Origin of the sequence: Pseudomonas turukhanskensis, assembly GCF_027922365.1 — a bacterium.
Classification (GTDB): domain Bacteria; phylum Pseudomonadota; class Gammaproteobacteria; order Pseudomonadales; family Pseudomonadaceae; genus Aquipseudomonas; species Aquipseudomonas turukhanskensis.
The window spans coordinates 241,309-267,711 of the sequence record NZ_BSFN01000006.1; the positions used below are offsets into that span (position 1 = coordinate 241,309).

At 61.6% G+C, this 26,403-nt stretch carries 27 protein-coding genes; 15 read left to right on the forward strand and 12 right to left on the reverse strand.

Annotated elements, in window-relative coordinates; genetic code table 11:
- Window positions 1-61: 61 nt before the first annotated feature.
- From aroC to PKE98_RS13140, 6 genes are all read left to right on the forward strand, one after another.
- Window positions 62-1,153: a chorismate synthase gene (aroC, locus tag PKE98_RS13115; RefSeq protein WP_271195739.1), complete on the forward strand. Its 1,092-nt coding sequence runs from the start codon at window positions 62-64 to the stop codon at window positions 1,151-1,153.
- Between the two features lie 59 nt (window positions 1,154-1,212).
- Complete coding sequence (locus tag PKE98_RS13120; RefSeq protein ID WP_271195740.1) at window positions 1,213-2,412, forward strand: MFS transporter; 1,200 nt, start codon at window positions 1,213-1,215, stop codon at window positions 2,410-2,412.
- A complete protein-coding gene (locus PKE98_RS13125; protein ID WP_271195741.1) occupies window positions 2,409-3,044 on the forward strand; it encodes a methylthioribulose 1-phosphate dehydratase in 636 nt (211 codons plus the stop codon). Before PKE98_RS13120 ends, PKE98_RS13125 begins: the two co-directional genes overlap by 4 nt.
- A complete protein-coding gene (locus PKE98_RS13130; RefSeq protein ID WP_271195742.1) occupies window positions 3,041-3,586 on the forward strand; it encodes a 1,2-dihydroxy-3-keto-5-methylthiopentene dioxygenase in 546 nt (181 codons plus the stop codon). The genes PKE98_RS13125 and PKE98_RS13130 overlap by 4 nt, the downstream gene beginning before the upstream one ends.
- A gap of 188 nt (window positions 3,587-3,774) precedes the next feature.
- The gene (gene mtnC / locus PKE98_RS13135) at window positions 3,775-4,458 is read left to right on the forward strand and encodes an acireductone synthase (protein WP_271195743.1); all 684 of its coding nucleotides are present in this window, start codon (window positions 3,775-3,777) and stop codon (window positions 4,456-4,458) included.
- 79 nt (window positions 4,459-4,537) lie between these two features.
- On the forward strand, window positions 4,538-4,750 hold the full coding sequence (locus PKE98_RS13140) for a PLDc N-terminal domain-containing protein (protein ID WP_271195744.1): 213 nt from the start codon (window positions 4,538-4,540) through the stop codon (window positions 4,748-4,750).
- Between the two features lie 79 nt (window positions 4,751-4,829).
- Here the strand turns inward: PKE98_RS13140 and PKE98_RS13145 are convergent, their stop codons facing one another.
- The 3 genes from PKE98_RS13145 to PKE98_RS13155 form a co-directional block, all read right to left on the reverse strand.
- A complete protein-coding gene (locus PKE98_RS13145) occupies window positions 4,830-7,295 on the reverse strand; it encodes a TonB-dependent siderophore receptor (RefSeq protein ID WP_271195745.1) in 2,466 nt (821 codons plus the stop codon).
- 173 nt (window positions 7,296-7,468) lie between these two features.
- Window positions 7,469-8,422: a FecR family protein gene (locus PKE98_RS13150; protein ID WP_271195746.1), complete on the reverse strand. Its 954-nt coding sequence runs from the start codon at window positions 8,420-8,422 to the stop codon at window positions 7,469-7,471.
- Between the two features lie 2 nt (window positions 8,423-8,424).
- Window positions 8,425-8,943, reverse strand: coding sequence for a sigma-70 family RNA polymerase sigma factor (locus tag PKE98_RS13155; RefSeq protein WP_271195747.1), 519 nt, complete (start codon window positions 8,941-8,943; stop codon window positions 8,425-8,427).
- A 155-nt stretch (window positions 8,944-9,098) separates the two neighbouring features.
- Between PKE98_RS13155 and PKE98_RS13160 the strand changes: the two genes are divergently transcribed.
- Window positions 9,099-9,290 (forward strand): PLDc N-terminal domain-containing protein, encoded by a 192-nt coding sequence (locus tag PKE98_RS13160; RefSeq protein WP_110618342.1) that lies wholly within the window; start codon window positions 9,099-9,101, stop codon window positions 9,288-9,290.
- A 2-nt stretch (window positions 9,291-9,292) separates the two neighbouring features.
- Here the strand turns inward: PKE98_RS13160 and PKE98_RS13165 are convergent, their stop codons facing one another.
- Both PKE98_RS13165 and PKE98_RS13170 read right to left on the reverse strand, forming a co-directional pair.
- Complete coding sequence (locus PKE98_RS13165; RefSeq protein WP_271195748.1) at window positions 9,293-9,766, reverse strand: methylated-DNA--[protein]-cysteine S-methyltransferase; 474 nt, start codon at window positions 9,764-9,766, stop codon at window positions 9,293-9,295.
- 5 nt (window positions 9,767-9,771) lie between these two features.
- The gene (locus tag PKE98_RS13170) at window positions 9,772-10,662 is read right to left on the reverse strand and encodes a DNA-3-methyladenine glycosylase family protein (protein ID WP_271195749.1); all 891 of its coding nucleotides are present in this window, start codon (window positions 10,660-10,662) and stop codon (window positions 9,772-9,774) included.
- Between the two features lie 179 nt (window positions 10,663-10,841).
- On the opposite strand from PKE98_RS13170, the gene speE reads away from it, so the two are divergent.
- On the forward strand, window positions 10,842-11,702 hold the full coding sequence (speE, locus tag PKE98_RS13175; protein WP_271195750.1) for a polyamine aminopropyltransferase: 861 nt from the start codon (window positions 10,842-10,844) through the stop codon (window positions 11,700-11,702).
- A gap of 268 nt (window positions 11,703-11,970) precedes the next feature.
- Complete coding sequence (locus PKE98_RS13180) at window positions 11,971-14,064, forward strand: LTA synthase family protein (RefSeq protein WP_271195751.1); 2,094 nt, start codon at window positions 11,971-11,973, stop codon at window positions 14,062-14,064.
- A 475-nt stretch (window positions 14,065-14,539) separates the two neighbouring features.
- Here the strand turns inward: PKE98_RS13180 and PKE98_RS13185 are convergent, their stop codons facing one another.
- The 4 genes from PKE98_RS13185 to PKE98_RS13200 all read right to left on the reverse strand — a co-directional run bounded on the left by PKE98_RS13185 (window position 14,540) and on the right by PKE98_RS13200 (window position 18,828).
- The gene (locus PKE98_RS13185) at window positions 14,540-17,080 is read right to left on the reverse strand and encodes a penicillin acylase family protein (RefSeq protein ID WP_271195752.1); all 2,541 of its coding nucleotides are present in this window, start codon (window positions 17,078-17,080) and stop codon (window positions 14,540-14,542) included.
- A 105-nt stretch (window positions 17,081-17,185) separates the two neighbouring features.
- On the reverse strand, window positions 17,186-17,833 hold the full coding sequence (locus tag PKE98_RS13190; RefSeq protein WP_271195753.1) for a glutathione binding-like protein: 648 nt from the start codon (window positions 17,831-17,833) through the stop codon (window positions 17,186-17,188).
- A gap of 289 nt (window positions 17,834-18,122) precedes the next feature.
- On the reverse strand, window positions 18,123-18,326 hold the full coding sequence (locus PKE98_RS13195) for an SEC-C metal-binding domain-containing protein (protein WP_108097445.1): 204 nt from the start codon (window positions 18,324-18,326) through the stop codon (window positions 18,123-18,125).
- A 7-nt stretch (window positions 18,327-18,333) separates the two neighbouring features.
- Window positions 18,334-18,828 (reverse strand): LEA/WHy family protein, encoded by a 495-nt coding sequence (locus PKE98_RS13200; RefSeq protein ID WP_271195754.1) that lies wholly within the window; start codon window positions 18,826-18,828, stop codon window positions 18,334-18,336.
- Between the two features lie 127 nt (window positions 18,829-18,955).
- Between PKE98_RS13200 and PKE98_RS13205 the strand changes: the two genes are divergently transcribed.
- The gene (locus PKE98_RS13205) at window positions 18,956-19,516 is read left to right on the forward strand and encodes a hypothetical protein (protein ID WP_271195755.1); all 561 of its coding nucleotides are present in this window, start codon (window positions 18,956-18,958) and stop codon (window positions 19,514-19,516) included.
- Window positions 19,517-19,650: 134 nt separating this feature from the next.
- Here PKE98_RS13205 and PKE98_RS13210 read toward each other — a convergent pair whose 3' ends face one another.
- Window positions 19,651-20,136 (reverse strand): YchJ family protein, encoded by a 486-nt coding sequence (locus PKE98_RS13210; RefSeq protein WP_271195756.1) that lies wholly within the window; start codon window positions 20,134-20,136, stop codon window positions 19,651-19,653.
- Between the two features lie 5 nt (window positions 20,137-20,141).
- Entirely contained in the window at window positions 20,142-20,639 is a 498-nt protein-coding gene (locus PKE98_RS13215; protein WP_271195757.1) for a DUF6231 family protein, read from the reverse strand.
- Between the two features lie 131 nt (window positions 20,640-20,770).
- Between PKE98_RS13215 and PKE98_RS13220 the strand changes: the two genes are divergently transcribed.
- The 4 genes from PKE98_RS13220 to PKE98_RS13235 all read left to right on the forward strand — a co-directional run bounded on the left by PKE98_RS13220 (window position 20,771) and on the right by PKE98_RS13235 (window position 23,541).
- Window positions 20,771-21,469 carry a PA1041 family peptidoglycan-binding anchor lipoprotein gene (locus PKE98_RS13220; protein WP_271195758.1) on the forward strand — a complete coding sequence of 233 codons (699 nt, stop codon included), beginning with the start codon at window positions 20,771-20,773 and terminating at the stop codon, window positions 21,467-21,469.
- A gap of 142 nt (window positions 21,470-21,611) precedes the next feature.
- Window positions 21,612-22,274: an OmpA family protein gene (locus PKE98_RS13225; RefSeq protein ID WP_373877853.1), complete on the forward strand. Its 663-nt coding sequence runs from the start codon at window positions 21,612-21,614 to the stop codon at window positions 22,272-22,274.
- A gap of 129 nt (window positions 22,275-22,403) precedes the next feature.
- Entirely contained in the window at window positions 22,404-22,769 is a 366-nt protein-coding gene (locus PKE98_RS13230) for a DUF1145 domain-containing protein (RefSeq protein ID WP_271195759.1), read from the forward strand.
- A complete protein-coding gene (locus PKE98_RS13235) occupies window positions 22,762-23,541 on the forward strand; it encodes a collagen-like protein (protein ID WP_271195760.1) in 780 nt (259 codons plus the stop codon). The genes PKE98_RS13230 and PKE98_RS13235 overlap by 8 nt, the downstream gene beginning before the upstream one ends.
- 122 nt (window positions 23,542-23,663) lie before the next feature.
- Here the strand turns inward: PKE98_RS13235 and PKE98_RS13240 are convergent, their stop codons facing one another.
- Window positions 23,664-24,128: a CopD family protein gene (locus PKE98_RS13240; RefSeq protein WP_271195761.1), complete on the reverse strand. Its 465-nt coding sequence runs from the start codon at window positions 24,126-24,128 to the stop codon at window positions 23,664-23,666.
- A gap of 100 nt (window positions 24,129-24,228) precedes the next feature.
- Between PKE98_RS13240 and dinG the strand changes: the two genes are divergently transcribed.
- Entirely contained in the window at window positions 24,229-26,373 is a 2,145-nt protein-coding gene (gene dinG / locus PKE98_RS13245) for an ATP-dependent DNA helicase DinG (RefSeq protein WP_271195762.1), read from the forward strand.
- The last annotated feature ends 30 nt before the right edge of the window (window positions 26,374-26,403 follow it).

The window sequence follows — 26,403 nt, forward strand, 5'->3', positions numbered from 1 at the left end:
GTGGCGCAGGTATACTCCGCCGTCTTTGATTTTGTGGCTGTTTTTCGCGGAGCGCTCCTGCATGTCCGGCAATACCTACGGCAAGCTGTTCACTGTCACCACCGCTGGCGAAAGCCATGGCCCGGCCCTGGTGGCCATCGTTGACGGCTGCCCTCCGGGCCTTCCATTGAGTGAGGCGGACCTGCAGATCGACCTCGACCGCCGCAAGCCGGGCACCAGCCGCCACACCACGCAACGCCAGGAAGCCGACGAAGTCGAAATCGTTTCCGGCGTGTTCGAAGGTAAAACCACCGGTACCCCGATTGGCCTGCTGATCCGCAACACCGACCAGAAGTCCAAAGACTACTCGGCCATCAAGGATCTGTTCCGCCCGGCCCACGCCGACTACACCTACCACCACAAATACGGCACCCGCGATTACCGTGGTGGCGGCCGCAGCTCGGCCCGCGAAACTGCGATGCGCGTGGCCGCAGGCGCGATTGCCAAGAAAGTGTTGGCTGGCTTCGGCATTCAGGTACGCGGCTACATGAGCCAACTGGGGCCGATCGAAATCCCGTTCAAAACCTGGGACAGCGTTGAAGACAACGCTTTTTTCTGCCCCGACCCGGCCAAGGTGCCTGAGCTTGAGGCCTACATGGACCAACTGCGCCGCGATCAGGATTCGGTCGGGGCGAAAATCACCGTGGTGGCCGACGGCGTGATGCCGGGCCTGGGCGAACCGATTTTCGACCGCCTGGACGCCGAACTGGCCCATGCGCTGATGAGCATCAACGCGGTCAAAGGCGTGGAAATCGGCGCCGGATTTGCCAGCGTGGCGCAGCGCGGCACCGAGCACCGCGACGAGCTGACCCCGGATGGTTTTCTGAGCAATAACGCCGGCGGCATCCTTGGCGGTATTTCCTCCGGCCAGCCGATCATTGCTCACCTGGCGTTGAAGCCCACCTCCAGCATCACCACGCCGGGCCGCTCCATCGACGTCGCCGGCCAGTCGCAGGACGTGATCACCAAGGGCCGTCATGATCCGTGCGTGGGCATTCGTGCGACGCCGATTGCCGAAGCGATGATGGCCATCGTGTTGCTCGACCATCTGCTGCGCAACCGCGCGCAGAACGCCGACGTGCAGGTCAGCACCCCGGTGCTGGGCCAACTGTGAACCCGCTAGCCGCCCTTGCATCCGCCCCGGGTGCACGGGGCGTGGCGCGCTAGCACGCCATGGCAAGCACATTGCCGTACTGGCGCTTATCCAGTTTCTATTTCTTCTACTTCGCCCTGTTGGGGGCGACGGCGCCGTTTCTCGCTTTGTATTTTCATCACCTGGGTTTTGCCCCGGCGCGCATTGGCGAGCTGGTGGCCATCCCCATGCTGATGCGCTGCGTGGCGCCGAACCTGTGGGGTTGGATCGGTGACCGCAGCGGCAAGCGCCTGGCCATCGTGCGCTTTGGCGCGGCCACCACCTTGCTGTGCTTCAGCCTGATCTTTATCAGCAAGAGCTACGCCTGGCTGGCGCTGATCATGGCCCTGCACGCGTTCTTCTGGCATGCGGTGCTGCCGCAGTTCGAAGTCATTACCCTGGCCCATTTGCGCGAGCAGGCGGCGCGCTATAGCCAGATCCGCCTGTGGGGCAGCATCGGCTTTATCGTTTGCGTGGCGGTGCTGGGCAAACTGTTCGAATGGTTGAGCCTGGATATCTATCCCTGGGCGCTGATCGCGATCATGGCCGGCATTGTGGTCAGCAGTCGCTGGGTGCCCAATGCCCAGCCCTACGTGCGTGAAAGCCAGGTGGATGCCGGCGGGTTTCTCACCCAGTTGCGCCAGCCCGGCGTATTGGCTTTTTACCTGTGCGTGGGCTTGATGCAGCTCAGCCACGGCCCGTACTACACCTTTCTGACCCTGCACCTGGAAGCGCTGGGTTACGCCCGTGGCTTTATCGGCCAGCTCTGGGCGCTGGGTGTGGTGGCCGAGGTGCTGATGTTCTTGCTGATGGTGCGCATCCTTCAGCGCTTTTCCCTGCGCCAGGTGCTGATGGCCAGTTTTCTGTTGGCCGCGCTACGCTGGCTGCTGCTGGGCAACTTTGCCGAGCACCTGCCGGTGCTGGTGCTGGCGCAGGTGCTGCACGCCGCCACCTTCGGCAGTTTTCACGCCGCTGCCATTCATTTCGTGCAGCGTAGTTTTGGCGCCAACCAGCAAGGCCAGGGCCAGGCGCTGTATGCCGCCCTGGCCGGTATTGGTGGCGCATTCGGCGCCCTGTATTCGGGTTACAGCTGGACTACCCTGGGGCCCGCCGCCACCTTTGCCATCGCCAGCATCGCGGCGACGGCAGCAGCAGTTATCATCGGTATGCGTTTGCCAAGCGACAACGCCCGCAATCTCGCACTGCCACCACACACCGCCATCAATGAGGAGCGGGCATGAGCAGGCAACTATTGGCCGACGAGATTATCGCGGCAGGACGTTTTCTCTACGGCCGGGGCTGGTCACCAGCCACCAGCAGCAACTACTCGGCACGCTTGTCGGCCAGCGAAGCGCTGCTGACCGTGTCGGGCAAACACAAAGGCCAGCTTGGCCCCGACGATGTGCTGACCACCGACCTTGATGGTAACAGCCTGGAGCCCGGTAAAAAGCCTTCGGCCGAAACCCTGTTGCACACCCAGCTGTACCAATGGCGCGCCGATATCGGTGCGGTGCTGCACACCCACTCGGTAAACGCCACGGTGCTGTCGCGAGCCACCACGGCCAGCGAGCTGGTGTTCGAAGACTACGAATTGCAAAAAGCCTTCAGCGGTATCGCCACCCACGAATCGCAGGTGCGCGTGCCGATTTTCGACAACGACCAGGACATCGCCCGTCTCGCCGCCAAGGTTCAGCCCTGGCTCGACCAGCACCCCGATTGCGTGGGCTATCTGATTCGCGGCCACGGCCTGTACACCTGGGGCGCGAAGATGAGCGACGCGTTGCGCCAGATAGAGGCCTTTGAATTTCTGTTCGAGTGCGAGCTGAAAATGCTCGCGCTTGCCCATTCTCAAGTGCAGGGAGCCCGCGTATGAGCAGCCTCAGCGTATTTGCCGTGTCCACCCCGGACGTTCCCAACAAAGTACTGAACCACGTCGAAGACATCAGCAGCACCCTGGCCGCTGTCGGCGTGCGTTTCGAGCGCTGGCAAGCGGTGACGCCGCTAAAACCGGGCGCCACCCAGGATGAAGTGATTGCCGCCTACAAACCGCAGATCGACAAACTGATGGCCGAGCGCGGCTACGTGACCGTGGACGTTGTCAGCCTCAGCGACGACCACCCGCAAAAAGCCGAACTGCGCGCCAAGTTCCTCGACGAGCACCGCCATGGCGAAGACGAAGTGCGCTTTTTTGTCGCCGGCCGTGGCTTGTTCACCCTGCATATCGATGACTACGTGTATGCCGTGTTGTGCGAGAAGAATGACCTGATCTCGGTGCCCGCCGGTACGCGCCATTGGTTCGACATGGGCGAGCATCCGCACTTTATTGCCATTCGCCTGTTTAACAACCCCGAGGGTTGGGTGGCGAACTTTACCGGCGACAGCATCGCCAGCCAGTTTCCTCGACTCGACGATTAAACAACGCGGTTTCCCTCTCTGCCGCCGTCATCCCAGCGAACGCTGGGACCCAGAATAGTGATTGGGACGAGCAGATCGGCGTATGCACGGTTTCTCTCGTAAACGCTCACATTCTGGATCCCAGCCTGCGCTGGGATGACGGTGGGTTACATCACGACATTTGTTCCGGTTTCGAAAGGACGCCCTTTATGCCCATCAAAGCCATCCTCACCGACATCGAAGGCACCACCAGCGCGGTGAGTTTTGTTTTCGATGTGTTGTTCCCCTTTGCCGCCGAGCACCTGCCGGATTTTGTGCTGCTCAATGCCGATCAGCCTGACGTCGCCCAGCAGTTGCAGGCGGTACGCGAACTCAGCGGCGAGCCGCAGGCCGATGTCGTGCGGGTGATCGAGATTCTGCTCGGCTGGATCGCCGAAGACCGCAAGGCCACGCCGCTCAAAGCGCTGCAAGGCATGGTCTGGGCCGAGGGCTACAAGGCTGGGCTACTCAAAGGCCATGTCTACCCCGACGCCGTTGAAGCGCTGAAGCGCTGGAAGCAGGAGGGCTACGCGCTGTACGTGTACTCCTCGGGCTCCATCCAGGCGCAGCAGTTGATTTTCGGCTGCTCGGAGGCCGGTGATCTGTCGCCGCTGTTTTCCGGCTATTTCGACACCACCTCCGGGCCCAAGCGTGAGGCGCAGTCGTATCGCACCATCGTGGCCAGCATTGGCGTGCCGGCGGATGAGGTGCTGTTTCTCTCGGATATCGTGGAGGAGCTGGATGCCGCGCAAGAGGCCGGGTTGCAAACGTGCGGCCTGGCGCGTGAAGGCGGGGAATTGCCGGGGCATGAAACGCTGGCCAGTTTCGCCCTGATTGACCTCACGTCTTACTGATCGGCAGTTGGTCCGCAAAGCGGAACCTTGTTGCGCGGCTACGGCTCTCTAGGGAGAACTCCCCGCGTCGAGGTACGCCATGTTCCTGAATCTAGATTTCGAGGCTTACCGCTATTGGTGTTACGCCGCGCTGGCGCTTCTGGTGCTGTGCCATTTGTGGGCTGCCTACCAAGTGGTTGGCAGCTCCATTCGCCGGCAGATGAAAGTCTTGTGGCTGACCTTTCTGCTGTTCTTCCCGCTGCTGGGGTTTTTCAACTGGTATGTGATGGGGCCGCGTCGGCAGCTTTCGTGATCGGGGTTTCCAGGGTTCGCGAGCACGCTCGCTCCTACAGACCGCGCAATCCGTTGGAGCGAGCTTGCTCGCGAAGCGCTTAGTATTCCCAGCGCAACGTCGCCGTAAAACTGCGCGGCTCGCCATACAAGTCGCTGTAAACGCTGGTACTGGCGTAGTACTCCTTGTCGAAAATGTTGTCGACGTTCAGCGTGCCGGTGAAGTGTTCGTCGAATTTGTAGCGCGCCAGTACATCCACCAATGCATAACTTTCCTGCTTGGCCGTGAGGGTGCGGCCGGGAATGACGTTGGTGTTGTCGTAGCTGGTCGCGCTTTCCCAGCGCAAGCCACCCCCCAGCGTCAGCCGGTTGAGGTCGCCCTGGAAGGTGTAGGTGCTGAACGCCTTGACGCTGTTTTTCGGGAAGCCGACGTTCACGTCCATGCCCTGCGGATAGTAAGTATTGATATGGCTGTAGCCTGCCTGCATCTGCCAACCGGGCAGAATCTCACCGGCTATTTCCAGCTCCACCCCTTTGATCTTGATAGTGGTCGGGTTGACATACTCGTTGCCCAGGTTGTCGTTGATATCGGTGCCGGCCGGGTAGTTGTCCAGCTTGGTTTCAAACAGCGCGGCAGTCAGGTTCAGCTTGCCGTCGTAGTACTCGGCCTTGCTGCCGATTTCGTAGCTGTCGCCCTCGGCCGGTTCGGCAAATTTGCCTTCCAGCGTTTGCGCGGTCTGGGGTTTGAAGATCTTCGTGTAGCTGGCGTACACCGAATAATGCTCGTCCAGGTCGTAGACCAGGCCGGCGTAAGGCGTGAGTTCGCCGGTTTCCTTGCGCTTGCCGCCCTCGGGGGCATATTCGACGCCCGGGTCCCAGTAGTACTGCACAGACTTGTCCAACTTGAAGTAGCTCAGGCGCGTACCCAGAATCACCGACAAGTCATCGGTGGGTTTGAGCCGTACGGCCGAGTAGGCAGCGGTGTTGCGCTGTTGGTATTTGATATCCCCTTCACGTGCCATGGGCGGCCGCGCGATGTCGCCATGCCAGTTGTAGACATCGGGAATGAACGGGTTCCAACCGCTGCCGCTGTAGTCGTTCCAAAGTGGATAGGCGCCGACGTTGGCGGTGTACTTGTTCGCACTCACGCCCACCATCAGTTCATGTTCGCGCCCGAACAAGGAGAACGGGCCGGTGGCGTAAGCGTCGATAGCGTTCTGTTCCGGCCGGCTCGGCCATTTGGCAAAAAACAGTGAGGCGCCAGCGCCGGTTTGCTGGTTGGGGTAGTTCACGCTGCTGAACCAGCCGTACTCCACGTCGTTTTTGTCGCGGGTATTGGTATAGGCGACCTTGGCCAGCCAATCGTTATCGAAGCGGTGCTCGTAGGTGGTGAATACCGAGGTGCGCTGGCGGTCGGCGTAGCTCCAGTCGGCGGCCGAGTTATAGGAACGCTCGAAGTCGGTGCGGTTGCCGTTGCTGAAAAACGCCGGGAAACCGAAGTAGCCGCAGGCATCACATTTTTTCACCTGGTAGTCGACGCCGAAACTCACGGTGTCGCGCTCGGTAAGGTCGGCTTCGATGATGCCGTAGGCTACCTGGCGTTCGGTGCTCAGGCGGTCGGTGAAGGAGTCGGCGGTTTGGTAGGCGCCCACCAGGCGACCGCGCACGTTGCCGGTTTCGGTGAGCGGGCCGGACACATCCATCTCAGTGCGGTAGTTATCCCAGGAGCCGGCGCTGCCTTGAATGGAGGCCTGGAACTCGCGGGTCGGGCGCTTGCGCACCATATTGATGGTGGCCGAAGGGTTGCCGGCGCCGCTGAGCAGACCGGTGGAGCCACGCACGATTTCGACGTGGTCGTACACCGCCATGTCGTTGTCCTGGCTTTTCATTTCCGGCTCGAACACGGTGGGTATGCCGTCGACCTGAAAGTTCTCGATCTTCAGCCCGCGGGAAAAAATCCCCACTTCATCGTCGGAGGAATTGCCTTTCTTTTTGAATTCCACACCCGGCGCCTGGGCGATGACGTTTTCCAGGCTGACCATATTCTGGTCGCGCATGTGTTGCTCGGTGATCACGCTGACCGACTGCGGCGTTTCGCGGATCGATAGCGGCAGTTTGGTCGCCGTGGCACTGGCGCCGGTGGTATACGAGCCGGTGCCTTCGGTGATGGAGCCCAGGCTCTCGCCGGTGATCGAAGCCGGACTCAGCGACAAGGGCTCGCCATCGGCGGGCGCCGGTTGCAGCACAAAGCCGTTGCTGCCCTGGCGGGCGACATAGCCGCTGTTACGCAGCAAGGCCGCAAAGCCTTCGTTGACCCCGTACTCACCATTCAAGCCCGGGCTGTTGAGGCCGGCCACACGCTGGGCGTCGAAGACAATCGCCACGCCTGCCTGCTGGGCAAACTGATTCAGCGCGGTGCCCAACGGGCCGGCGGCAATGCTGTAGCGCTGAGTGGCTTGGGCGGCATGGCTGATGCTCGGCAGTACCAGCGCCAGCGCGCTGCCAAGGGCCAGGTGCACGGCCAGGGCGGTGGGCGCCAATGCGTGTCGAGAGGGCTTGAGGATCATCGCAAGACAGTTCCTGTTGTCATGTTGGTTTCTTCCTTGACGGGCAGGAGCGGCAATGCGGAACCTCAATTGAGAAATAATCTCGTGCTCGGGGTAGGGCGAATATCGCCTCTGGCGATATCCGCCGATTCGAGGTCATGGGAACGGCGGATATCCGCAAGCGGATATTCGCCCTACGGTTTGCTGATCAACACAAGCCACGGTGTAACGTGCTGGATCTGCACCGGCAGCGCGTCGGCAATCAATTGCAGCGCGCGGTCGCTGTCATCCAGCGGCAGCACGGCGGACACCCGTAGGCCCGCCAGCGCTGCGGCGTCGTAGTAGAGGTAACCGCTGCGCTGGTTGGCCAGTTGTTCCAGCACCTCGCCAAGCGGCCGGTCCTCCACCAGCAACTGGTGGCGTTGCCAGGCATTGTCGAAGCGCGGGCCATCGACCGTGCCGAGCAGTTGCACCTGGTCGTGGGCGATACGGGCCTGCTGCCCGGCATCCACCATCTTGCTATCGGGTGAATCGTGGGCGCTCACGGCCGTGCGCGATTCGATCATGGTCAGCAGGGTGCTGCCATTTTCCCGTTTGACCACAAAGCGGGTGCCCAGCGCGCGCACCTGGCCCTGTTCGGTTTCGACGATAAAGGGCCGCGCCGGGTCGTGGGCGACCTCCACCAGCACTTCACCGCGCAGCAGCTGGATATGCCGGCGCTCGCCGTCGAAGTCGATATTGACCGCGCTGTTGCCATTCAAGGTGAGCTCGGAGCGGTCGGCCAGAACCTGGGTTCGCCAGTGGCCGGGCGCGGTGTGCAGGTCGGCCAGCCAATACGCCGGCGTGCCGCTGCGCCATAGCGCCCAGGCCGGCAGCAGGGCGAGCAAAAGCAGCAAGGCGCTGACGCTGCGTTTGCTGCGATACGGCTTGTTGCGGCTGGCGTAGGCGGCGCCAAGGGCGGCATGCACCGAGGCTTTTTGCGGGCGCAGGGCGGCCATCTGGCCGATAAAACCCTGCAGGCGTTCGGCGGCTGCGCCATGGCGAGGGTCCTGGCGTTTCCAGGCCTCGAAGTCGGCGCGCAGTTGCTCGGTAGCGCCGGGCTCGTTGAGTTGCAGCAGCCAGTCGGCGGCTTGCTCGTTAATGGTCACGGCTACACGTCCAGCGCATTGCTGCAATGCAGCAGGGCATTCATCAGGTGCTTGCGCACCATGCGCTCGGAAATGCCCAGCTGGGCGGCGATGTCCACCTGGGTCAGGCCGTCGAGGAAATACAGCAGGAAGGCCTGGCGGGCGTTGGCGCTCAATTCTTCGAGCACAAAGGCGATCTGCTCCAGCGCTTCGAGGGTGGTGAGAATCTGCTCCGGCGACTGAAAGCCGGCTAGGGTTTCAGCCGTGAGGGCAAGCTCTTGCAAATAGGCATCTTCGATCTGCTTGCGCCGCGCGCGGTCGATCACCAAGCGCCGTGCCGTGGTGCTCAGGTAAGCGCGCGGCTCGCGCATACCGGCCACCACATCGCGGGAGGCGAGAATGCGGGCGAAGGTGTCTTGGGCAAGGTCGGCGGCATTGTGCGAACAACCGAGCTTTTTTCGCAGCCAGCCGAACAGCCAACCGTGATGGTTGCTGTACAACTCGGAAATGGCTTGCTGGAAAGGCGGTTCAGCTGCGGACATGCCGGGATCACTATTGGTGAATGGCTCTCAAGTGAGAACTGTTCGCATAATAGCGATAGGCTGCCATTGCATGCAATCCACGCTGTACAAGAACCCTGAACCAACCTGGCGGCCGACTATCCTAGAAGGGCAATCCCATCTGAAGGAGTACCACCATGGGTAATGGGTTTAACGGCCTGATCGGCCTGATCATTCTGGCGCTGGATATCTGGGCGATTATCAACGTGCTGAAAAGCGGCGCCGAAACCGGCATGAAAGTGCTGTGGGTACTGCTGATTGTGCTGCTGCCGGTGCTGGGCCTGATTATCTGGGCCATTGCCGGGCCGCGCGGCAACGTGCGCATCTAGCGTCAGAGCAACCAGGCACCCTCAAGCTGGAGCAGCAGCTGTTTACGCTCCAGGCCGCCGGCATAGCCGGTGAGGGTGCCGTTGCTGCCGATTACCCGGTGGCAGGGAATGACCACCGCAATCGGGTTGGCACCATTGGCCGTGCCCACGGCACGCACCGCCCTGGGCCGTTCGATACGCTGGGCCAGGTCGCTATAGCTGCAGGTACGGCCAAAAGGAATCTGCTGCAGCGCATTCCATACTTGCTGCTGAAACGGCGTGCCCAACGGCGCCAGGCGCAGGCTGAATTGCTGACGCTTACCGGCAAAGTATTCGTCCAGCTGCTGACACACCTCATCCAGCTCGGCATCCGCCGCGTGCCAGTTTTCGTTCAATTGCCATGGCTGCGCGCCATCCATATGCAGCAGGCGCAGGCCGTGCTCGTCGCCGGCCAGTAGCAGCGGGCCGATGGGGCTGTCGTGGTAGCGGTAATGCATGGTTTTTACTCCTCGGGTTCTGCATAGCTTTGCCACAGGTACATGGCGGCATAGGCGCGCCAGGGCCGCCAGGCTTCGGCCTGGGCGGTAAGGGCGCGGGCGCTGATGCCGGCGCTGCCCCAAAGCCTGGCCTTGAGCAAGCCCAGGTCGCTGGCCGGAAAGGCATCGGCCACGCCGAAGGCGCGCAAGGCGATGTATTGCGCGGTCCACGGGCCAATGCCGGGCAGGGCGCAGAGGCGTTCGATCAGGTCGTCCACACCCTCATCGGCATGCAGCGCCAGGCTGCCGTCGGTGAGCGCGCGGGCAAAGCCCTGCAAGGTGGCTACGCGCTTGCCGGGCATGCCGATGCCGTCAAGATTGGCCTCGGCGATGGCCAGCGGGGTAGGGAATAGCCGGCTTGGGCCGTCCTCCGGCGCATCGGCCACGTCTTCGCCCAGGCGTTTGACCAGGCGGCCAACGATGGTCACCGCCGCCTTTACCGTCACTTGCTGGCCCACGATGGCACGCACGGCCTGCTCGAACGGGTCGAACGCCGTGGGTATGCGCAGGCCGGGGTAGCGGGCCACCAGCGCGGTCAGTTGCGGGTCTTGGCTCAGGTGCCGGGCAATCAGCGTGGTGTCTGTGTTGAGGTCGAACATGCGTTCAACCCGTGCCGCCAGCAGCGGTAACAAGGCGGCCGCCGAGGGGCTTACGGTTAACTCCAGGGCGCCTTGTTCCGGCAGATGGCGCAGCGCAAACCAGCCGCTCACCTCGCCAATGCGAAAAGTGCGGCGGTAGCCATGCTCGCTGACGCGCTCCATGTCCGGCAGGCAGCGCAGGGAAAAATAGGCGTGAAACTGTTGCCAGTTCCAGGGCGCTACATAGGGCAGCAGTACGGTGGTGGGGTGTGTGTTCATGGCGGCAACGATAGCGAGTCGGCCGTGGGGCTGTCTTGCCCGTTCTTGCTTTTGAATTCCGGCCAAGGTTCGACCTGTCATGGCGCGCCACGTAGAATGCGCCGCTCGCCTGGAACCGCCGTGTTCCAGCCACCGTTTTTTTCCGCGCCTGTAAGGGCGCGGCGCAGAGGAGCAACGCCATGAGCGACTATCAGGAAACCCTCTACGAAGGCTACGGCCAACGTTTTCGCATGGACAAACTGCTGCACGAAGTGCGCACCGAACACCAGCACCTGGTGATTTTCGAGAACCCGCGCATGGGCCGGGTGATGGCGCTGGACGGCGTGATTCAAACCACCGAAGCCGACGAATTCATCTACCACGAGATGCTCACCCACGTGCCGATTCTGGCCCACGGTGCCGCGCGCAAGGTGCTGATCATTGGCGGTGGCGACGGCGGCATGCTGCGTGAAGTGAGCAAGCACAAGAGCGTTGAGCACATCACCATGGTCGAGATCGACGGCACGGTGGTCGACATGTGCAAAGAGTTTTTGCCCGAGCATTCCAAGGGCGCCTATGACGACCCGCGTCTGAACCTGGTGATCGATGACGGCATGCGTTTCGTGGCCACCACCGAGGAAAAATTCGACGTGATCATCTCCGACTCCACCGACCCCATCGGCCCCGGTGAAGTGCTGTTCTCGGAGAACTTCTACCAGGCTTGCCGCCGCTGCCTGAACGACGGCGGCATTCTCGTCACCCAGAACGGCACGCCCTTTATGCAACTGGACGGCGTACAGAACACCGCCGGGCGCATGAACGGCCTGTTTGCCGACTGGCATTTTTATATGGCGGCGGTGCCCACCTATATCGGCGGCGCCATGACCTTCGCCTGGGGCGCGACCACTGCAGGCCTGCGCAACATCCCGCTGGACACCTTGCGCCAGCGCTTTGCCGGCAGTGGAATTGTCACCCGCTATTACAACCCTGAGGTGCACCTGGGCGCGTTTGCGCTGCCGCAGTACGTGCTGCACGCCATCGGCAAGCCAAGCAATACGTAGGGCGTTCTTATAGGACGGGCGCGCCGCTCTGTGGGTATCCCCCGGTTCGTGGACTCGTTCGGCGACACCTCTTCGGCGGTTCGCCGATCTGTGTATCGGCGGATATCCGCGATGCGGATATTCGCCCTACGCCGGCGCGTCATCCGCGTTTTCAACGAAATTTTCACATTCGCTCGCCGACTATTCGCGGCTTCGCTTCTGGCGGGGCGGCGGAGTATTCTTCGTCACCCTTTTTTCTCGCACGCCTAACCAGTGAGTTTTGGACAACATGGCACAATCGGACGCCCTGAGCAGTTCCTCCGCAACCCGTGGTACGCCCACGCTAAAAAGCCATCTGGTCTTCACCTTTCTCAGCGCTATCACCTTTCTGGTGTTGTACACGCTGCTGCGCGTGGCCCTGCTGGTGTACAACCGCGAACTGATCGGTGAAGACACCGTCGCGACCTTTGCCGAGGCCTTTTTCAACGGCATGCGTTTCGACCTGCGGGTGGTGGTGTATGCCTGTGCGCCGCTGTTGATCGCCATTGTGGTGCCGCCACTGATGGCTCGCCGCGGCTGGATGCGCGTGTGGCTGACGTTCTTCGCCAGCGTCACGCTGTTCCTCGGCCTGACTGAGCTGGACTTCTACCGCGAGTTCCACCAGCGCCTCAACAGCCTGGTGTTCCAGTACTTCCAGGAAGACCCGAAAACGGTAATGAGCATGCTCTGGAACGGGTTTCCGGTGGGCCGTTACCTGCTCGCCTGGGCCTTGGCCACCTGGCTGCTGTGGAAACTGTTCAAGGGCCTGGACCTGCTGAGCCGCCCGCGTGGCGAAGCGGCGTTGTTCAGCGCCAGCCCGCGCAGCCGTTCTGGCTGGCCGATGCGTGGCGTGGCCTTCGTGCTGTGCCTGGTGCTGGCCATCCTGGCTGCCCGTGGCACGTTGAAACAGGGCCCGCCTCTGCGTTGGGGTGACGCGTATACCACTGAATCGATGTTCGCCAACCAGCTCGGTCTTAACGGCACCCTGACCCTGGTGTCTGCTGCCCAGGCGAGCTTCTCCTCTCATCGCAAAAACGCGTGGAAAGCCACCATGCCCGATGCCGATGCCCAGGAGATCGTGCGCAAGATGATCCTCACCCCGCACGACGTGCTGGTCGATGCCGACAAGGCCGCCATTCGCCGTGATTACACACCGCCCGCCGATGCCACGCTGCCGCAGGTGAAAAACGTGGTGGTGATTCTGATGGAAAGCTTTGCCGGCCACTTCGTAGGTGCCCTCGGCAGCCCGCTGAACATCACGCCTGAATTCGACAAGCTGGCCAAGGAGGGCGTGCTGTTCGACCGCTTCTTCTCCAACGGCACGCACACCCACCAGGGTATGTTCGCCACCATGGCGTGCTTCCCCAACCTGCCCAGCTTCGAGTACCTGATGCGTATGCCAGAAGGCGGCCACAAGTTTTCCGGCCTGCCGCAACTGCTCGATGCCCGCGACTTCGACAACCTGTATGTCTACAACGGCAACTTCCAGTGGGATAACCAGTCGGGGTTCTTCAGCAACCAGGGCATGACCAACTTCATCGGTCGCGAGAACTTCGTTGATCCGGTATTCATGGACCCCACCTGGGGCGTGTCCGACCAGGACATGTTCGACCGGGGCGCCAAGGAGTTGGAAACCAACTTCGGCAAGAAGCCGTTCTACGCCCTGCTGCAAACCCTCTCGAACCACACCCCATACGCCTTGCCGGCCAACTTGCCGGTGGAGCGTGTAAACACCGGCAAAAGCTCCGATGAACACCTGACCGCCATGCGCTATTCGGACTGGGCATTGGGGCAGTTCTTCGAAAAAGCGCGTAAAGCGCCGTACTTCAAAGACACCCTGTTCGTGATTGTCGGCGACCATGGGTTTGGCAGCGAAGAGCAGCTGACGGAGATGGACCTGTTCCGCTTTAACGTGCCGCTGCTGCTGATTGGCCCAGGCATTCAGGAGAAGTTCGGTGCCGTGCGGCATACCGTGGGTACGCAGATCGATATCGTGCCGACCATTATGGGCCGCCTCGGTGGCCAGGTGCGTCACCAGTGCTGGGGCCGCGACTTGCTGACCCTGCCTGAAGGCGACCATGGCATTGGCGTGTTCAAACCGTCCGGTGGCGAGCAGACCGTGGCCATCGTCACGCCTGAACGCATTCTGATTCAGCCCAAAGGCTTCGAGCCGCGCCTGTACGACTACACCCTCGGCGCCAAACCGAGCGCCACCCGTGTCGCGGGCGATATCGACCCTGAGCTGAAAAAGCAGCTGGAAGCGTTCCTGCAAACAGCCACCAAGAGCCTGTTGGATAACACCGCTGGCGTGGTGGATGGGATGCCGGATAAAGACGAAGACTGATCGTCCGCAATAAAAAAACGGGGCCGCAATGGCCCCGTTTTCGCTTTGGTAGGGTGTGCTATGCGCACCGTTGCGATCGACGGGGGATCGCTTGGTGCGCACAGCACACCCTACAAAAGCTCGTCGAATTCCAGGCAGAAAATAGACTGCTGGAATCTTCTTTCGCTGCGGAATTCTGGGTCCCTGCCTGCGCGGGGAGGGGAATCCAGCATCGCAAGGAGGACCAAGCACTGGCGCCAAACCGCAGGCAAAAAAATAGGCGCCTAAGATGGCGCCCGGAGAATCAAACGATGCATAAGGTCTGAACGGCCGAAGGCCACAAAGTTCAACCGGCCGTCATGCACCTGTCATCTTCACGTTATTGCGGGCAAAAGAAAGGGCGCCAATAGGCGCCCTAAAAAGATCTATGGAGTAAGTCCACTGTCTCTGAGTGACTGGCTGCAGGAATAGTTCAGCCAGGCTCGACGAACGGTCGCTATTTCCCTGGTGTCAGCAGCAGGCGCTTGGTGCCGTAAACCTTGTCGAGGTTCTGCGACTGGAACGGGAAGGTCATGTACTGGCCCTTCAACCAGGCGTCGATGCCATCGGCATAGTGCGGGCTGGCCGGATTGCCGGACTGGCCGGTGCTGTTCAAGCCCAGCATTGGTTCCGGTTGGCCGAAGTCGACCACGATGCGCATGGCCGGCACCAGCCAGGTATCAAAGTCTTTGCCCCAGTGGTAGGCCGAGGTGTTCAGCGTAGTGTGGTCGCCGCCGGCCGCGTAGGGGCCACGGTCCAGGTAGCCTTTGATGGCATTGATGCTGGTGGCATCGCCGCTGCTCATGTACTTGGCCATTTGCGTGGTGTCGGTGGCGAACATATAGGTATGCAGCTTGCCCCACTGCCAGGCGTTGCGGTCGCTGCCCAGTTTGCTTTCGCACAAGGTCACGGCCGCCGCCAGGCTGCGGGCCAGAATGGTCGGTTTGTCTTCTTTCTGCGGCGTTCTCACGTCGTCCCAGAATGGGCTGTCTTCACGGCCCAGTAGGTGGTCGGCGGGGGCGGAATAGGAGAGGTCGGTAGTGTCCACCAGCGCTTTCCAGGCCGGGCTGGTATCCGGACCCAGTTCGTCGAGGAAGGTCTGGCGCATGCTTTCCTGCAAAAACGCTTCGTACAGCGCGGCATCGGCCGAGGTGGCGCGCAGGTTGCCGTCAAACTTCATCAACCGGCTATGGGCTTCACGCGCTTTGGCGCGTTCGGCTTCGGGCAGGGCGTCGATGGCTTTTTTCAGTGGTTGGGCCATGCCGGGTGCTTCAAGCATGCCTTGCAGCTTGGCCACGAATGGCGAGGTCTGGTCGTACTGCATGGCGATCATGCTTTTCGCATCGTGCTTTCCCGCACCCGCAAGCTGGGCAATGCGCTCGCCCCGTTCCGGGTAATACCAGGAGTTGGACAGCTGCATGCCATAACCGCGCGGGATGGTGCGCTGGTTGGCGGTGCCCAGCCAGCCCTGCACCGGGTCCTGGTCGTAGGGGTGCAGCATCGGGTCGGCGTAACCGTCCCAGTCGTACTGGCCATTCCAGCCGGGGGAGGGCAGCAGGCCGACGCCGGCCTTGCGGTTGGGGTAACGGCCAGTCACTTGCCAGCCGATGTGCTGTGCGTCGGCAAAAACCATGTTCAGCGGGATGGCGCGGATATCGCGGGCGGCTTCAAACGCCTGGTCCACGGATTGAGCGCGGGACAGGTTAAAGAACGCGTCCAGCGTCTTGTCGCCGTCCAGTGAAGCGCTTTGCAGCGCCAGGCCATAGCCACTCTGGATCTGCAGCGGCTGCAGCATATGTTTGCGCTCGCCCAGCACACTGTTCAGCAGCGGGCCATGGCGGGTTTCGTAGATTGGCTCGCGCACCGGGCGCTGGCCTTTGATAAAGAAGGTTTCCTGACGTACGCGGGCGGCGACCCATTTGCCGTCGGCTTCATACAACACCTGGCTGCCCTGGCGTTTGATCTTCTCCAGGAACAGGTCCTGGTTGTCGCCCATGACCATGGTCATGCCCCAGGCCAGCTTGCCGTTGAAGCCGGCGACCACCGCCGGCACGCCAGCCACCGTAACGCCTGCGGCCTGGAATTTCGGCGAGCGGATCTGCACGTAGTTCCAGGCCGAGGGCATGGACAGCGGCAGGTGGGTGTCGTTGGCCAGCAGGCTCTTGCCGCTGCGGCTGCGTTGCGGGGCGATGGCCCAGTTGTTGGAGGCGGCGACGCCGAGCATGTCCAGGCCGGCAATTTGCTCGGTAACCTGGCCCAATCCGGTGAGACCTTGAATCTGGCCGCTCAAGACCAGGCCTTTGAGTTTTTCCGCTTCGTCAAACGGCAATGGCTCGTCCGGGTAGGTGGGCGTCAGCCAGGCCAGTTTGTCGGTGCCGACTTTCTGAGCCAGGGCGAGCGAGGCGATTTCTTCCTGCAGGTTGACCGACAGGCCAAAGTTCATCAGGCAGAAAATCAGCACCGAGTCTTCCGGCTTCCAATACGCCGGTTTTACCCCGGACTCGGCCAGGTCCATCGGCAGCTTGTCCTGGTAGCGATACAGGTATGCGTTGACGCCGCGGGCGTACACCTCGAAGAACTTCTTCATCCGCGGCGAGCTGTTTTTATACAGCACTTCGGCACTTTGCTTGAGGTTGACCGCCCGCATGAAACGGTCGATTTCCAGGGCGCCGGGGCCAACCATTTCCGAGAGTCGGCCTTCGGCCATCAAGCGCATGCCCACCATCTGGCTCAAACGGTCGCCGGCGTGCACATAGCCCAAGGCGAACAACGCGTCGTGGAAGGTGGTGGTTTCAATCAGCGGCATGCCCAGGGCGTTGCGGCGGATGGACACGCTCTGCGCCAGGCCCTTGATCGGCTGGATGCCGGTGGTCGGCGGCACACTGTCTGAGTAGTGGCTGTCCAGCCAGCTTTGACAACCGCTGAGGCTCACGGCGCCGACAAGGGCAGCGGCGGCTGCGGCGCGGGTGAAAAATCGCTGAAAGGCTGGCGACGCCATGGTGTAAAGCTCCTGCACGGTGCAAAAAAACGAATGAAAAACGGCAGGCGCTACGTTAGTGAGGCGCCCGCCGCCGCGCAAGCGAGGACGGGCGTGTGGCGGGGGTTATTTTTTCGGCTGCGGGTTGATGCGTTCGGCGATGGCGTAGGCCCGTTCGGTGGCCGGGCGGGCCTTGATGGCGTTGAACCAGCGTTGCAGGTTGGGGAAGTCCGCCAGGTTCTGCTGTTGGCGCTCGTGGGGCACGATCCACGGGTAGCTGATCATGTCGGCGATGGTGTAGTCGTCGCCGCAGATAAAGGTGCGGCCTTCCAGCTGCTTGTTCAGCACGCCATACAGCCGCGCGGTTTCGTCCACATAGCGTTTCATGGCATAGGGGATTTTTTCCGGGGCGAACATATTGAAGTGATGGTTCTGCCCGGCCATTGGCCCCAGGCCGCCCATCTGCCAGAACACCCACTCCAGGCACACCTGGCGGCCACGCAGGTCGGCGGGGATGAACTTGCCGGTCTTCTCGGCGAGGTACAAAAGGATGGCACCGGACTCGAACACCGACAGCGGTTCGCCGCCGTCCGCCGGCTCATTATCGACGATGGCCGGGATGCGGTTGTTGGGGGAGATCTTTAGAAAGTCCGGTTGGAACTGCTCGTTCTTGCCGATGTTGATCGGAAAAACCCGATATGGCAGGCCTGCCTCTTCCAGAAACAAGGAAATCTTGTGGCCGTTGGGCGTGGTCCAGTAATACAGATCGATCATCGGGAAGCTCCGTTTAGACGTGTAAGCAACTGACTGACGGGAAGCGGGGAAGGTTCAGGGAGCAATACCCTGGTGCTTTTGATCTTTCTACACATCGAGATCAAGCGAGCTAGAGCGGGGCAAGGCAAAAAAAGGTTTTGAGGCGTAGGGCGAATATCCGCGCTGCGGATATCCGCCGACTCTCGATTTGCGCATCGGCGGATATCGCCAAGGCGATATTCGCCCTACGCCGATGAGCATTCAAAAGTCATTTCGACGCAGCAATGTCGACGCGCAGCCGATCGTGCAGTTACGCCGCGTGGCACTTCTTGAATTTCTTGCCACTGCCACACGGGCACGGGTCGTTACGGCCGACGTCTTTCAACGCATTACGCACGGGCTCTTGATGCCCATGGTTGCAGTCCGGGCCGTGCACGTGGCCGTGGTCATGGTGGTGGTCGTGATCATGGTCGTGGTTGCAGTCAGGACCGTGAACGTGGGGTTCGTTGCTCATCAGCGGGTTACTCCGAAATAAAATCGCCGGGAATTATCTCGCCATTTCGTTCCAGGTGCACGCTCGGGCCGAATATCACCCCGGTATCGGCTACGCCGTAGAAACGGTAGCGGATCGGCTTGTCGTGGTTTTCCAGCATTTTGGCGATGGGCCGAAGGTTGCGCCAGAGGTTGGTACGCAGCGGAATCTTCAGGGTGCGGTGGCCGTTGGCAGGCACCGTGGCCCACACGTCCGACTCGCCATCGGCCAGCTTGATGTCGTTGAGGTAGAGGCTGAAGGTCAGGCCGCGAATGGGCAGGTCGCTGTCGTTGGGGTTGTCCAGGCGCAGGTGCAGCACAAATTCCTGCTCGGTGAGCTTGGCTTTGACCACATCCACTTTCTGCAGGCGGACGGTTGGGTCCTGCAGGTCGCCGGCAAACCACGAACACCCGCTCAAGCCTGAAAACAGGCCGAGCAGAAGTAACATCGCAATGTGTGTGGTGCGCGTGGCGTGCTGCCGCATGGCGTACTCCTTGTGGCCCGAGTGTGTCGCAACCCGCAGCCTTCGGGCAACCTGTTGTTTATGTAAAAAAATCTACGCCATACTTGAAGCTCAATCGCACAGGACTGACTCGCACAGGAGAGCACCCATGAGCCGCTACGAGATTGCCTTCTCCGGACAATTGGTGCCCGGTGCCCAGTTGGACCTGGTGAAAGCCAATATGGCCAAGCTGTTCCAGGCCGATGCCCAACGCATTGCCTTGCTGTTCTCCGGCCGGCGCCTGGTGATCAAGAACAACCTCGACGAAGCCGGTGCCGAAAAATACCGCGCGACGCTGGAGCGAGCCGGCGCGCTGGTCGAAGTCTGCGACATGGATGCGGTGGAAATCGAAGAAGTGGAGATGGCGCCGCCGCCCCCTTACGAGCCGCCTGCACCAACTCCAGTCGCAGCCGCCATCGGCGGCGCGCCCAAGCCCTTGGTGGTGGCCCCGCGCGATGAATACATGGCCGCCTTCAGTGATGTGGAGGCGCCAGACTTCGGCATCGCGCCGGTGGGCGTCGATTTGCAGGACGAGAGGCCAGAACCGGCGCCGCCAAAGGTCGACCTCAGCCAATTCAGCCTGGCGCCGGCGGGCAGTGATATGGGCCAGGCCAAGGCCGCGCCGGCAGGGCCTGCGCCGGATATCTCGCACTTGAAGTTGCAGGAATAAAAAATGCCGGCTGGGGATATTGTCGCGCAGCCTTCAATATTCTGGATCCCCGCCTTCACGGGGATGACGACAATCTTACCTCTACCACCGTCGTCCCCGCGCAGGCGGGGACCCAGAATCTAAAGCTGGAATACCTAAACAAACCCCGCGCAACACTTCTTGAACTTCAACCCGCCGCCACACGGGCATGGGTCGTTGCGCGTCGCCTTCAATGGCACCGTGCTGTCGATGAAGTACCAGCGCCCACCGTTCTGCACAAATCCCGACCGCTCGCGATGGGCGTGCTCGCCGTTCTCGTCATGCCAGCGCGCCGTGAAGGTGACGAAGGCATGCTCCGGCTTGCCGCCATGCACTTCCGCGCCTTCCACTTCTAGCCCCAGCCAGGTGCTCTGCGCACTCCAGACTTGCATGGCCACGGTGTCCAATTCGGCTTGCTGAGCGGGCAGGGTGGTGGCTTTGAGGTAGTCGATCTTGCCCAGCACGTAAGCGCTGTAGCGCGAGCGCATCAGGGTTTCCGCGCTCGGCGCCGGGGTGCCGTCGTGGTAGTGGCCGCAGCACGCGCTGAGCAGATTGCCGCTGCCGCAAGGGCAGGCTGTTTCGGGGCTGGATGAAGGAGGCATTGTGGCTACCACCAGTACTTACCGAAGTTTTGCGGGTTGGCCCAGAACTTGGCGTTGAGCCAGTCCGGCACCTGTTTGTATTCGCGCAGGTCGTAGGTGAACAGGGTCAGCACCTGCTCGTCGCGCTTGAAGCGCTCGCTGGCTTGCAGGGCCAGCGCGTAAAGGTCGGTGTCGTGTAGGCCGCAGGCGGGCAAGTCGACCAGAACAGCCAGGCGACTGGCATTGAGATTGCGGATGCCGCCCAGCAGTTCCAGGCCGTTGCGTTTGGGCAGGTGCTCCAGACAGTCGGCGATCAGTGCCAGGTCATAGCGTTGCGCGGCCAGTTCAGCCGGTAGCGGGCCGGCCGGGGCGAAAGCGCAGACGCTGTCCGGGTGCGCCTGTTGAAAGGCCTGCACAGCGGGGAAATCCACGGCGCCGACCACCAGCAAGCGCGCCGGTGCGTAGCGATCCAGAAGCGCGGCCACGGCTTGTTGCGGCGTGCGCGCAGAAAAACTTTCAGTCATCGAAAATCCTCGAACAGGAGCGACAAGCCTAGCTTGATGCAGCGATATGGCCTAGTGCTGGCGGATTCTAAAACCGCCGTCTTTAATCCCTAAGTGTCGGTTTACGCCGATCCCCTGAGGAGACTGTGCATATGAGCATTAAACGGACTGCAGTACCCCTGATCTTGTTGAGTACATTATTGACCGGCTGCGCCGGGTTACAGAAAACCGATTGGCCAACCTGTGCAGCGGTTGGTGGTGTGGGTGGCGCCGCGTTGGGTGCCATTGAAAGTTCGTCCTGGGCTGGCTGGGGCGCATTAGGTGGCGCCGCGTTGGCAGCCGGGTATTGCTGGAGCCATGGCGACGGCGATGAAGACGGTGATGGCGTGCCGGATAGCCGCGACAAGTGCCCGGGCACTCCGCCAGGCACCCGTGTGGACGCCAATGGTTGCCCGCCTCCAGCGGTAATTGAAGAAGTGCAAGAGCAAGTGGTGGTGGTTGAAGATGAAGTGATCGTGGTGCGTGATGTGCTGTTCGAGTTTGACTCGGCCAAGCTCACCGCTACCGATAAAACCAAACTCGACACCATTGCTACCCGCCTAAAAAATGAAGCGCCGAACGCCAAGCTGACCGTTAGCGGGCACACCGATAGCGTCGGTTCGGACGCCTACAACCAGAAACTGTCGGAACGCCGCGCGCAGTCTGTGGCGGACTATCTGGTGGCCAATGGCGTGTCGCCAAATAACGTCGTAGATGTGGTCGGTGCCGGTGAAAGCGTGCCTGTGGCGGATAACAAAACCGCCGATGGCCGTCAGCTGAACCGTCGCGTGGAAATCAAGATTCACCGTTAATCCCCGCGTCAAATACTGTGCCCTGTAGGTTGCAGGGCACGGTATGCGGGCCTCGACGATAAAATAATGACAACCCTATTGAACAAGGCTGGTCTTTACTTCTGGTGTCGGCACTCGCCGACGACTCAGGAGACTTACAAAAATGCCAACCCTAACCATGCGGGTAACGGTACCCCTACTTCTCTTGGTCAGCAGTGTTCTATCTGGTTGCTCGTCGACTTCAAGTAACGGAGACGCCCCGCTCAACCAGGGGAACTGGCCCTTTTGCACCGTATTCGGTCTGATCTGCTATGCACTTGATGGCGACGATGATTCCGATGGCGTGCATGACCGACGCGATGTATGCGCCGACACTCCAGCCAATACCCCGGTCAACAACAGTGGTTGTCCACTGCCGCAGTACCCGGTAGCCGCCGCAGCGCCGCCTCCGGAACCCGCACCTGAACCAACTAAAACCGAAACCATCGTGCTTAGCGACGCTGGCGATGTGCTGTTTGCGTTCGACAAGTCCGATTTGAGCGAAAGCGCCAAGGCCTCGTTGACCGAAATCAGCCAACGCCTGAAGGGCTCCACCCTGACCAGCGTGCAGGTGGCCGGCCATACCGACAGCAAAGGCTCGGATGCCTACAACCAGAAACTGTCGGAACGCCGAGCGCACAGCGTGGCAACCTTCCTTGGCGCCGAGGGCATACCCGCCGAGAAGGTGTCTGAAGTGGGTTATGGTGAAAGTCAGCCGGTCGCCGATAACGGCACCGATGAGGGCCGCGCGCAGAACCGCCGTGTGGAGTTGCACGTCACCCACTAGGGCTGCGGCCTTGCTGACACCCAACGGAGGCCCTTGAGCCTCCGTTGTTTTTTTATCGGTACGCGGGTTTCAGTTACACGCAAAAAGAGTAAGGTGCGCGACGACCAAAAATAAAAAGGGGGCAGTGGCATGAAGGTGTTTTTGCAGGTGGGGAAAACCGCCGTCGCGGTGTTCTGGGTGCTGGTGCTCGTTAACCTGATTACCCCGCTGAACAAACCAGTGGACTTGCTCCTCGATGTGCTTGGCGCACTGGTGCTATTGGCCCATGTGGTGGAGCTGGGGCTGTTTGGCAATCGCTTGCGTGGCCTGCCGAACGTGAATCTGCACCGCGTGCAAGTGCTGCTGTTCGGTATTTTCCATCTGTATGGCCTGGCCGAGCCCGCGCCGGCCGAGGTGGCTGAGCCCGTACCTGAAACCTTGGCCGAACCGATTGCCGAAGTGATTGCCCAGGCACCCGAGGCAGCCAACGACGCTACGCAGGTGCAACATGCATAAGCGCCTGCTCGCCGGTTTTGCCGTGCCGTTGTTGCTGATCAGCACCCTGGCGCAGGCCGATGTTGAAGTGAACGTGGCCTCCAACTCACTGCTGCGCTTGCCCACGGCTACCAGCACGTTGCTGCTGGACCGTCTGACCATTGCCGACTCGGCCACTCTGGTGGTGCCGCCCACCGTCACTGAAATCCGCGTGGGTGAACTGCGCATGGGCCGCGACGCCCATATCGCCATTGCCCCCAGCCCCGAGCCGTTCCGCCTGGAGGCTCGTAGTGGCGAGCTGGTCACCGGCGCCCATATCAACGCCCGCGGCGCCAGCGGCAGCTTTGAAAAACCGGCGACCCCCGGCCGTAACCTGAGCTTGCGGTTTGAGCAGGTCCAAGTGGGTGAGCTGACCATCGATGTGCGCGGCGGTATCGGCGCGCCGGGTTACCAAGGCCTGGATGGCGCCGACGGCAAACGCCCCGGCTGCACGTGGGGCCAGGCCGAGCCGGGTTACGACGGCCAGAACGGCGGCAACGGTCAGGCCGGCGCATCCGGCGGCCAGGTGCGTCTGGAAGTGCCGGCTAGCGTGGCCGAGAACCTGATTACCGTGAAAGTTGACGGTGGCGTGGGCGGTGCAGCGGGGGACGCTGGCAAAGGCGGGCAGGGCGGCAAGTCGAAAGGCTGCCTGGTGTACCGCGCCGATGGCGCCAAGGCGGGTAAGCCAGGGCAAGCCGGGCAACCGGGCGGCAATGGCAGCGCCGGTAGTTTCAATCTGGTACGCATACCGTAGGGCGAATATCCGCTTGCGGATATCCGCCGTTGCGATTTCGGCCTCTGGAAGATGGCCGTCTTTCGCCCCCGTGTATTGGCGGATATCGCCCGTGGCGATATTCGCCCTACGCTGGTGCTCGGTCAGAACGTGGCGCGCGTAGCCGCAACGGCCACCACTGCCATCCCGATCAACAGATTAAACCCCACCAAACGACGAATCTTGCCCAGCACAGCGCCGCCCGCCGGCCAGTCTTCAGCAGCAATCGCGCGTTTGAGCTCGGGCAACTGCAACGCCTGAATGCGGATAAACAGCGCCACCATCGCCAGGTACAGACCCATCATCACCTGCACGTACTTGGGCGCTGTCTCGAAACCGCCAAAATGCAGCTGTAGCATGCCCACGCCGCTGATCGGCAATATCAGCACGCACACCCATACAAATAGAAAGAAGCGGGGAAAAACCTGGCCCCACAACCGCAGGCGTGCCGGGGGTTCCAGGGCAATAACGGCCACCGGGCGCAGCACCATCCAGGCGAAGAACATGCCGCCCACCCAGACAACGGCAGCCAAAACATGCAGGGCGTAGAGCAGGGCATATACAGTCATTCACAATCTCCGGTCGGCGGTTAGCAAAACGCGCGCTATCATAGCCGCCCAGTTTGACCACTGAAAATTTATCCAGCCCGCTTACCTCGCAGAACCCTCCGTGCTCAGTACCGAAATCAAGTCCCAGATCCAGGGCGCCTATTCCCGCTTTCTCGAAGCCAAAGGGCTGAAGCCTCGCTATGGCCAGCGTTTGATGATCGCCGAGATCGCCAAGGTGTTAGGCACCATCAAGGTCGACGACGAAGGCCGGCGCAGCAGCGACCCGGCGGTTGTGGCGGTGGAAGCGGGCACCGGTACCGGCAAGACGGTCGCCTACAGCCTGGCCACCATTCCCCTGGCCAAGGCCGCCGGCAAACGCCTGGTGATCGCCACGGCCACCGTGGCGCTGCAAGAGCAGATCGTGTTCAAGGATTTGCCCGAGGTGATGCGCAACAGTGGCCTGAACTTTACCTTTGGCCTGGCCAAGGGGCGCGGCCGCTACCTGTGCCTGTCCAAGCTGGACATTCTGATGCAGGAGGGCGAATCGCAAAACGCCACAGCGGCGTTGTTCGAGGAAGAAGGCTTCAAGATCGAAGTCGACCAGGGCAACCAGAAGCTCTACACCCAGATGGTGGAAAAGCTCGCCGGCGGTAAATGGGACGGCGACCGCGACAGCTGGTCCGAAGCCCTGGAGGACGCCGATTGGGCGCGTCTGACCACCGACCACAGCCAGTGCACCAACCGCCATTGCCCGAACTTTCAGACCTGCGCCTTTTACAAGGCCCGTGAAGGCATGGGCAAGGTGGACGTTATCGTCACCAACCACGACATGGTGCTGGCCGACCTGGCCCTCGGCGGCGGCGCCGTTTTGCCCGACCCGCGCGACACCCTGTACGTGTTCGACGAAGGTCACCACCTGCCCGACAAGGCCATTGGTCACTTCGCCCATTACACCCGCCTGCGCTCCACCGCCGACTGGCTGGAGCTGACGGCCAAGAACCTGACCAAGCTACTGGCGCAGAACCCCTTGCCGGGCGACCTCGGCCGTCTGATCGAGCAGGTGCCGATTCTGGCCCGGGAAATTCGCACCCAGCAGCAATTCATGTTCAACGCCTGCGAGCAACTGGCCGATTTCAAGGCCGGCGAAGACATGGAAGGCCGCGAGCGCCCGCGTCACCGGTTTGTTGGCGGCGTGGTGCCCGAGCACCTTACCGAAATGGGCCTGGAGCTGAAGAAAGGCTTCTCGCGCCTGACGGATCTCTTTACCGGCCTGACCGAGCTGCTGAAAAAGTCCATGGACGGCGAAGCCTCCATCGGCATCGCCAGCCACCAGGCCGAAGAGTGGTACCCGCTATTCGGCAGCCTGCTGGCCCGCGCTCAGGGCAACTGGGAACTGTGGCTGGCTTTCACCGCCGAAGACCCTGAGGAAAGCCCGCCCATGGCGCGATGGCTGACCCTGGCAGAAGGCGGCGCGATGTTCGATATCGAAGTGAACGCCAGCCCGATCCTGGCCGCCGAAACCCTGCGGCGCAATCTATGGAACGTCGCCTACGGCGCGCTGGTGACCTCGGCTACCTTGACCGCCCTCGGTACGTTCGACCGTTTCCGCATGCGCGCCGGCCTGCCGAAAGTGGCGGTGACCGCTGTCGTACCCAGCCCGTTTCACCATTCCGATGCCGGCGTGCTGCGGGTGCCAGACCTCAAGGCCGACCCCCGTGACGCCGCCGCCCACACCGCCGCGATCATTCGTGAGCTGCCGGGTTTGGTGGAAGGCTCACGCGGCACGCTGGTGCTCTTCTCCTCGCGCAAACAAATGCAGGACGTGTTCGACGGTGTCGACCGCGAGTGGCGCAAGCGCGTGTTTATTCAAGGCAACCTGTCCAAGCAGGAGACCCTCAACAAACACAAAGCCCGGGTCGATGACGGCGAGTCCAGCGTGCTGTTCGGCCTGGCCAGCTTTGCCGAAGGGGTGGACCTGCCCGGCGCTTACTGCGAACACGTGGTGATCGCCAAGATTCCCTTTGCCGTGCCGGATGACCCGGTGGAAGCGGCGCTGGCCGAATGGATCGAGGCGCGTGGTGGCAACCCGTTTATGGAAATCGCCGTGCCGGATGCTTCACTGCGTCTGGTGCAGGCCTGCGGTCGCCTGCTGCGTACCGAGGCCGATCGCGGCACTATTACGCTTTTGGATCGACGCGTTGTAACCCAGCGCTACGGCAAGGCGATTCTCAACGCCTTGCCACCGTTTCGCCGAGAAATTACTTAAGACAGCATCAAATTCGAAGTCTGCTGTCTA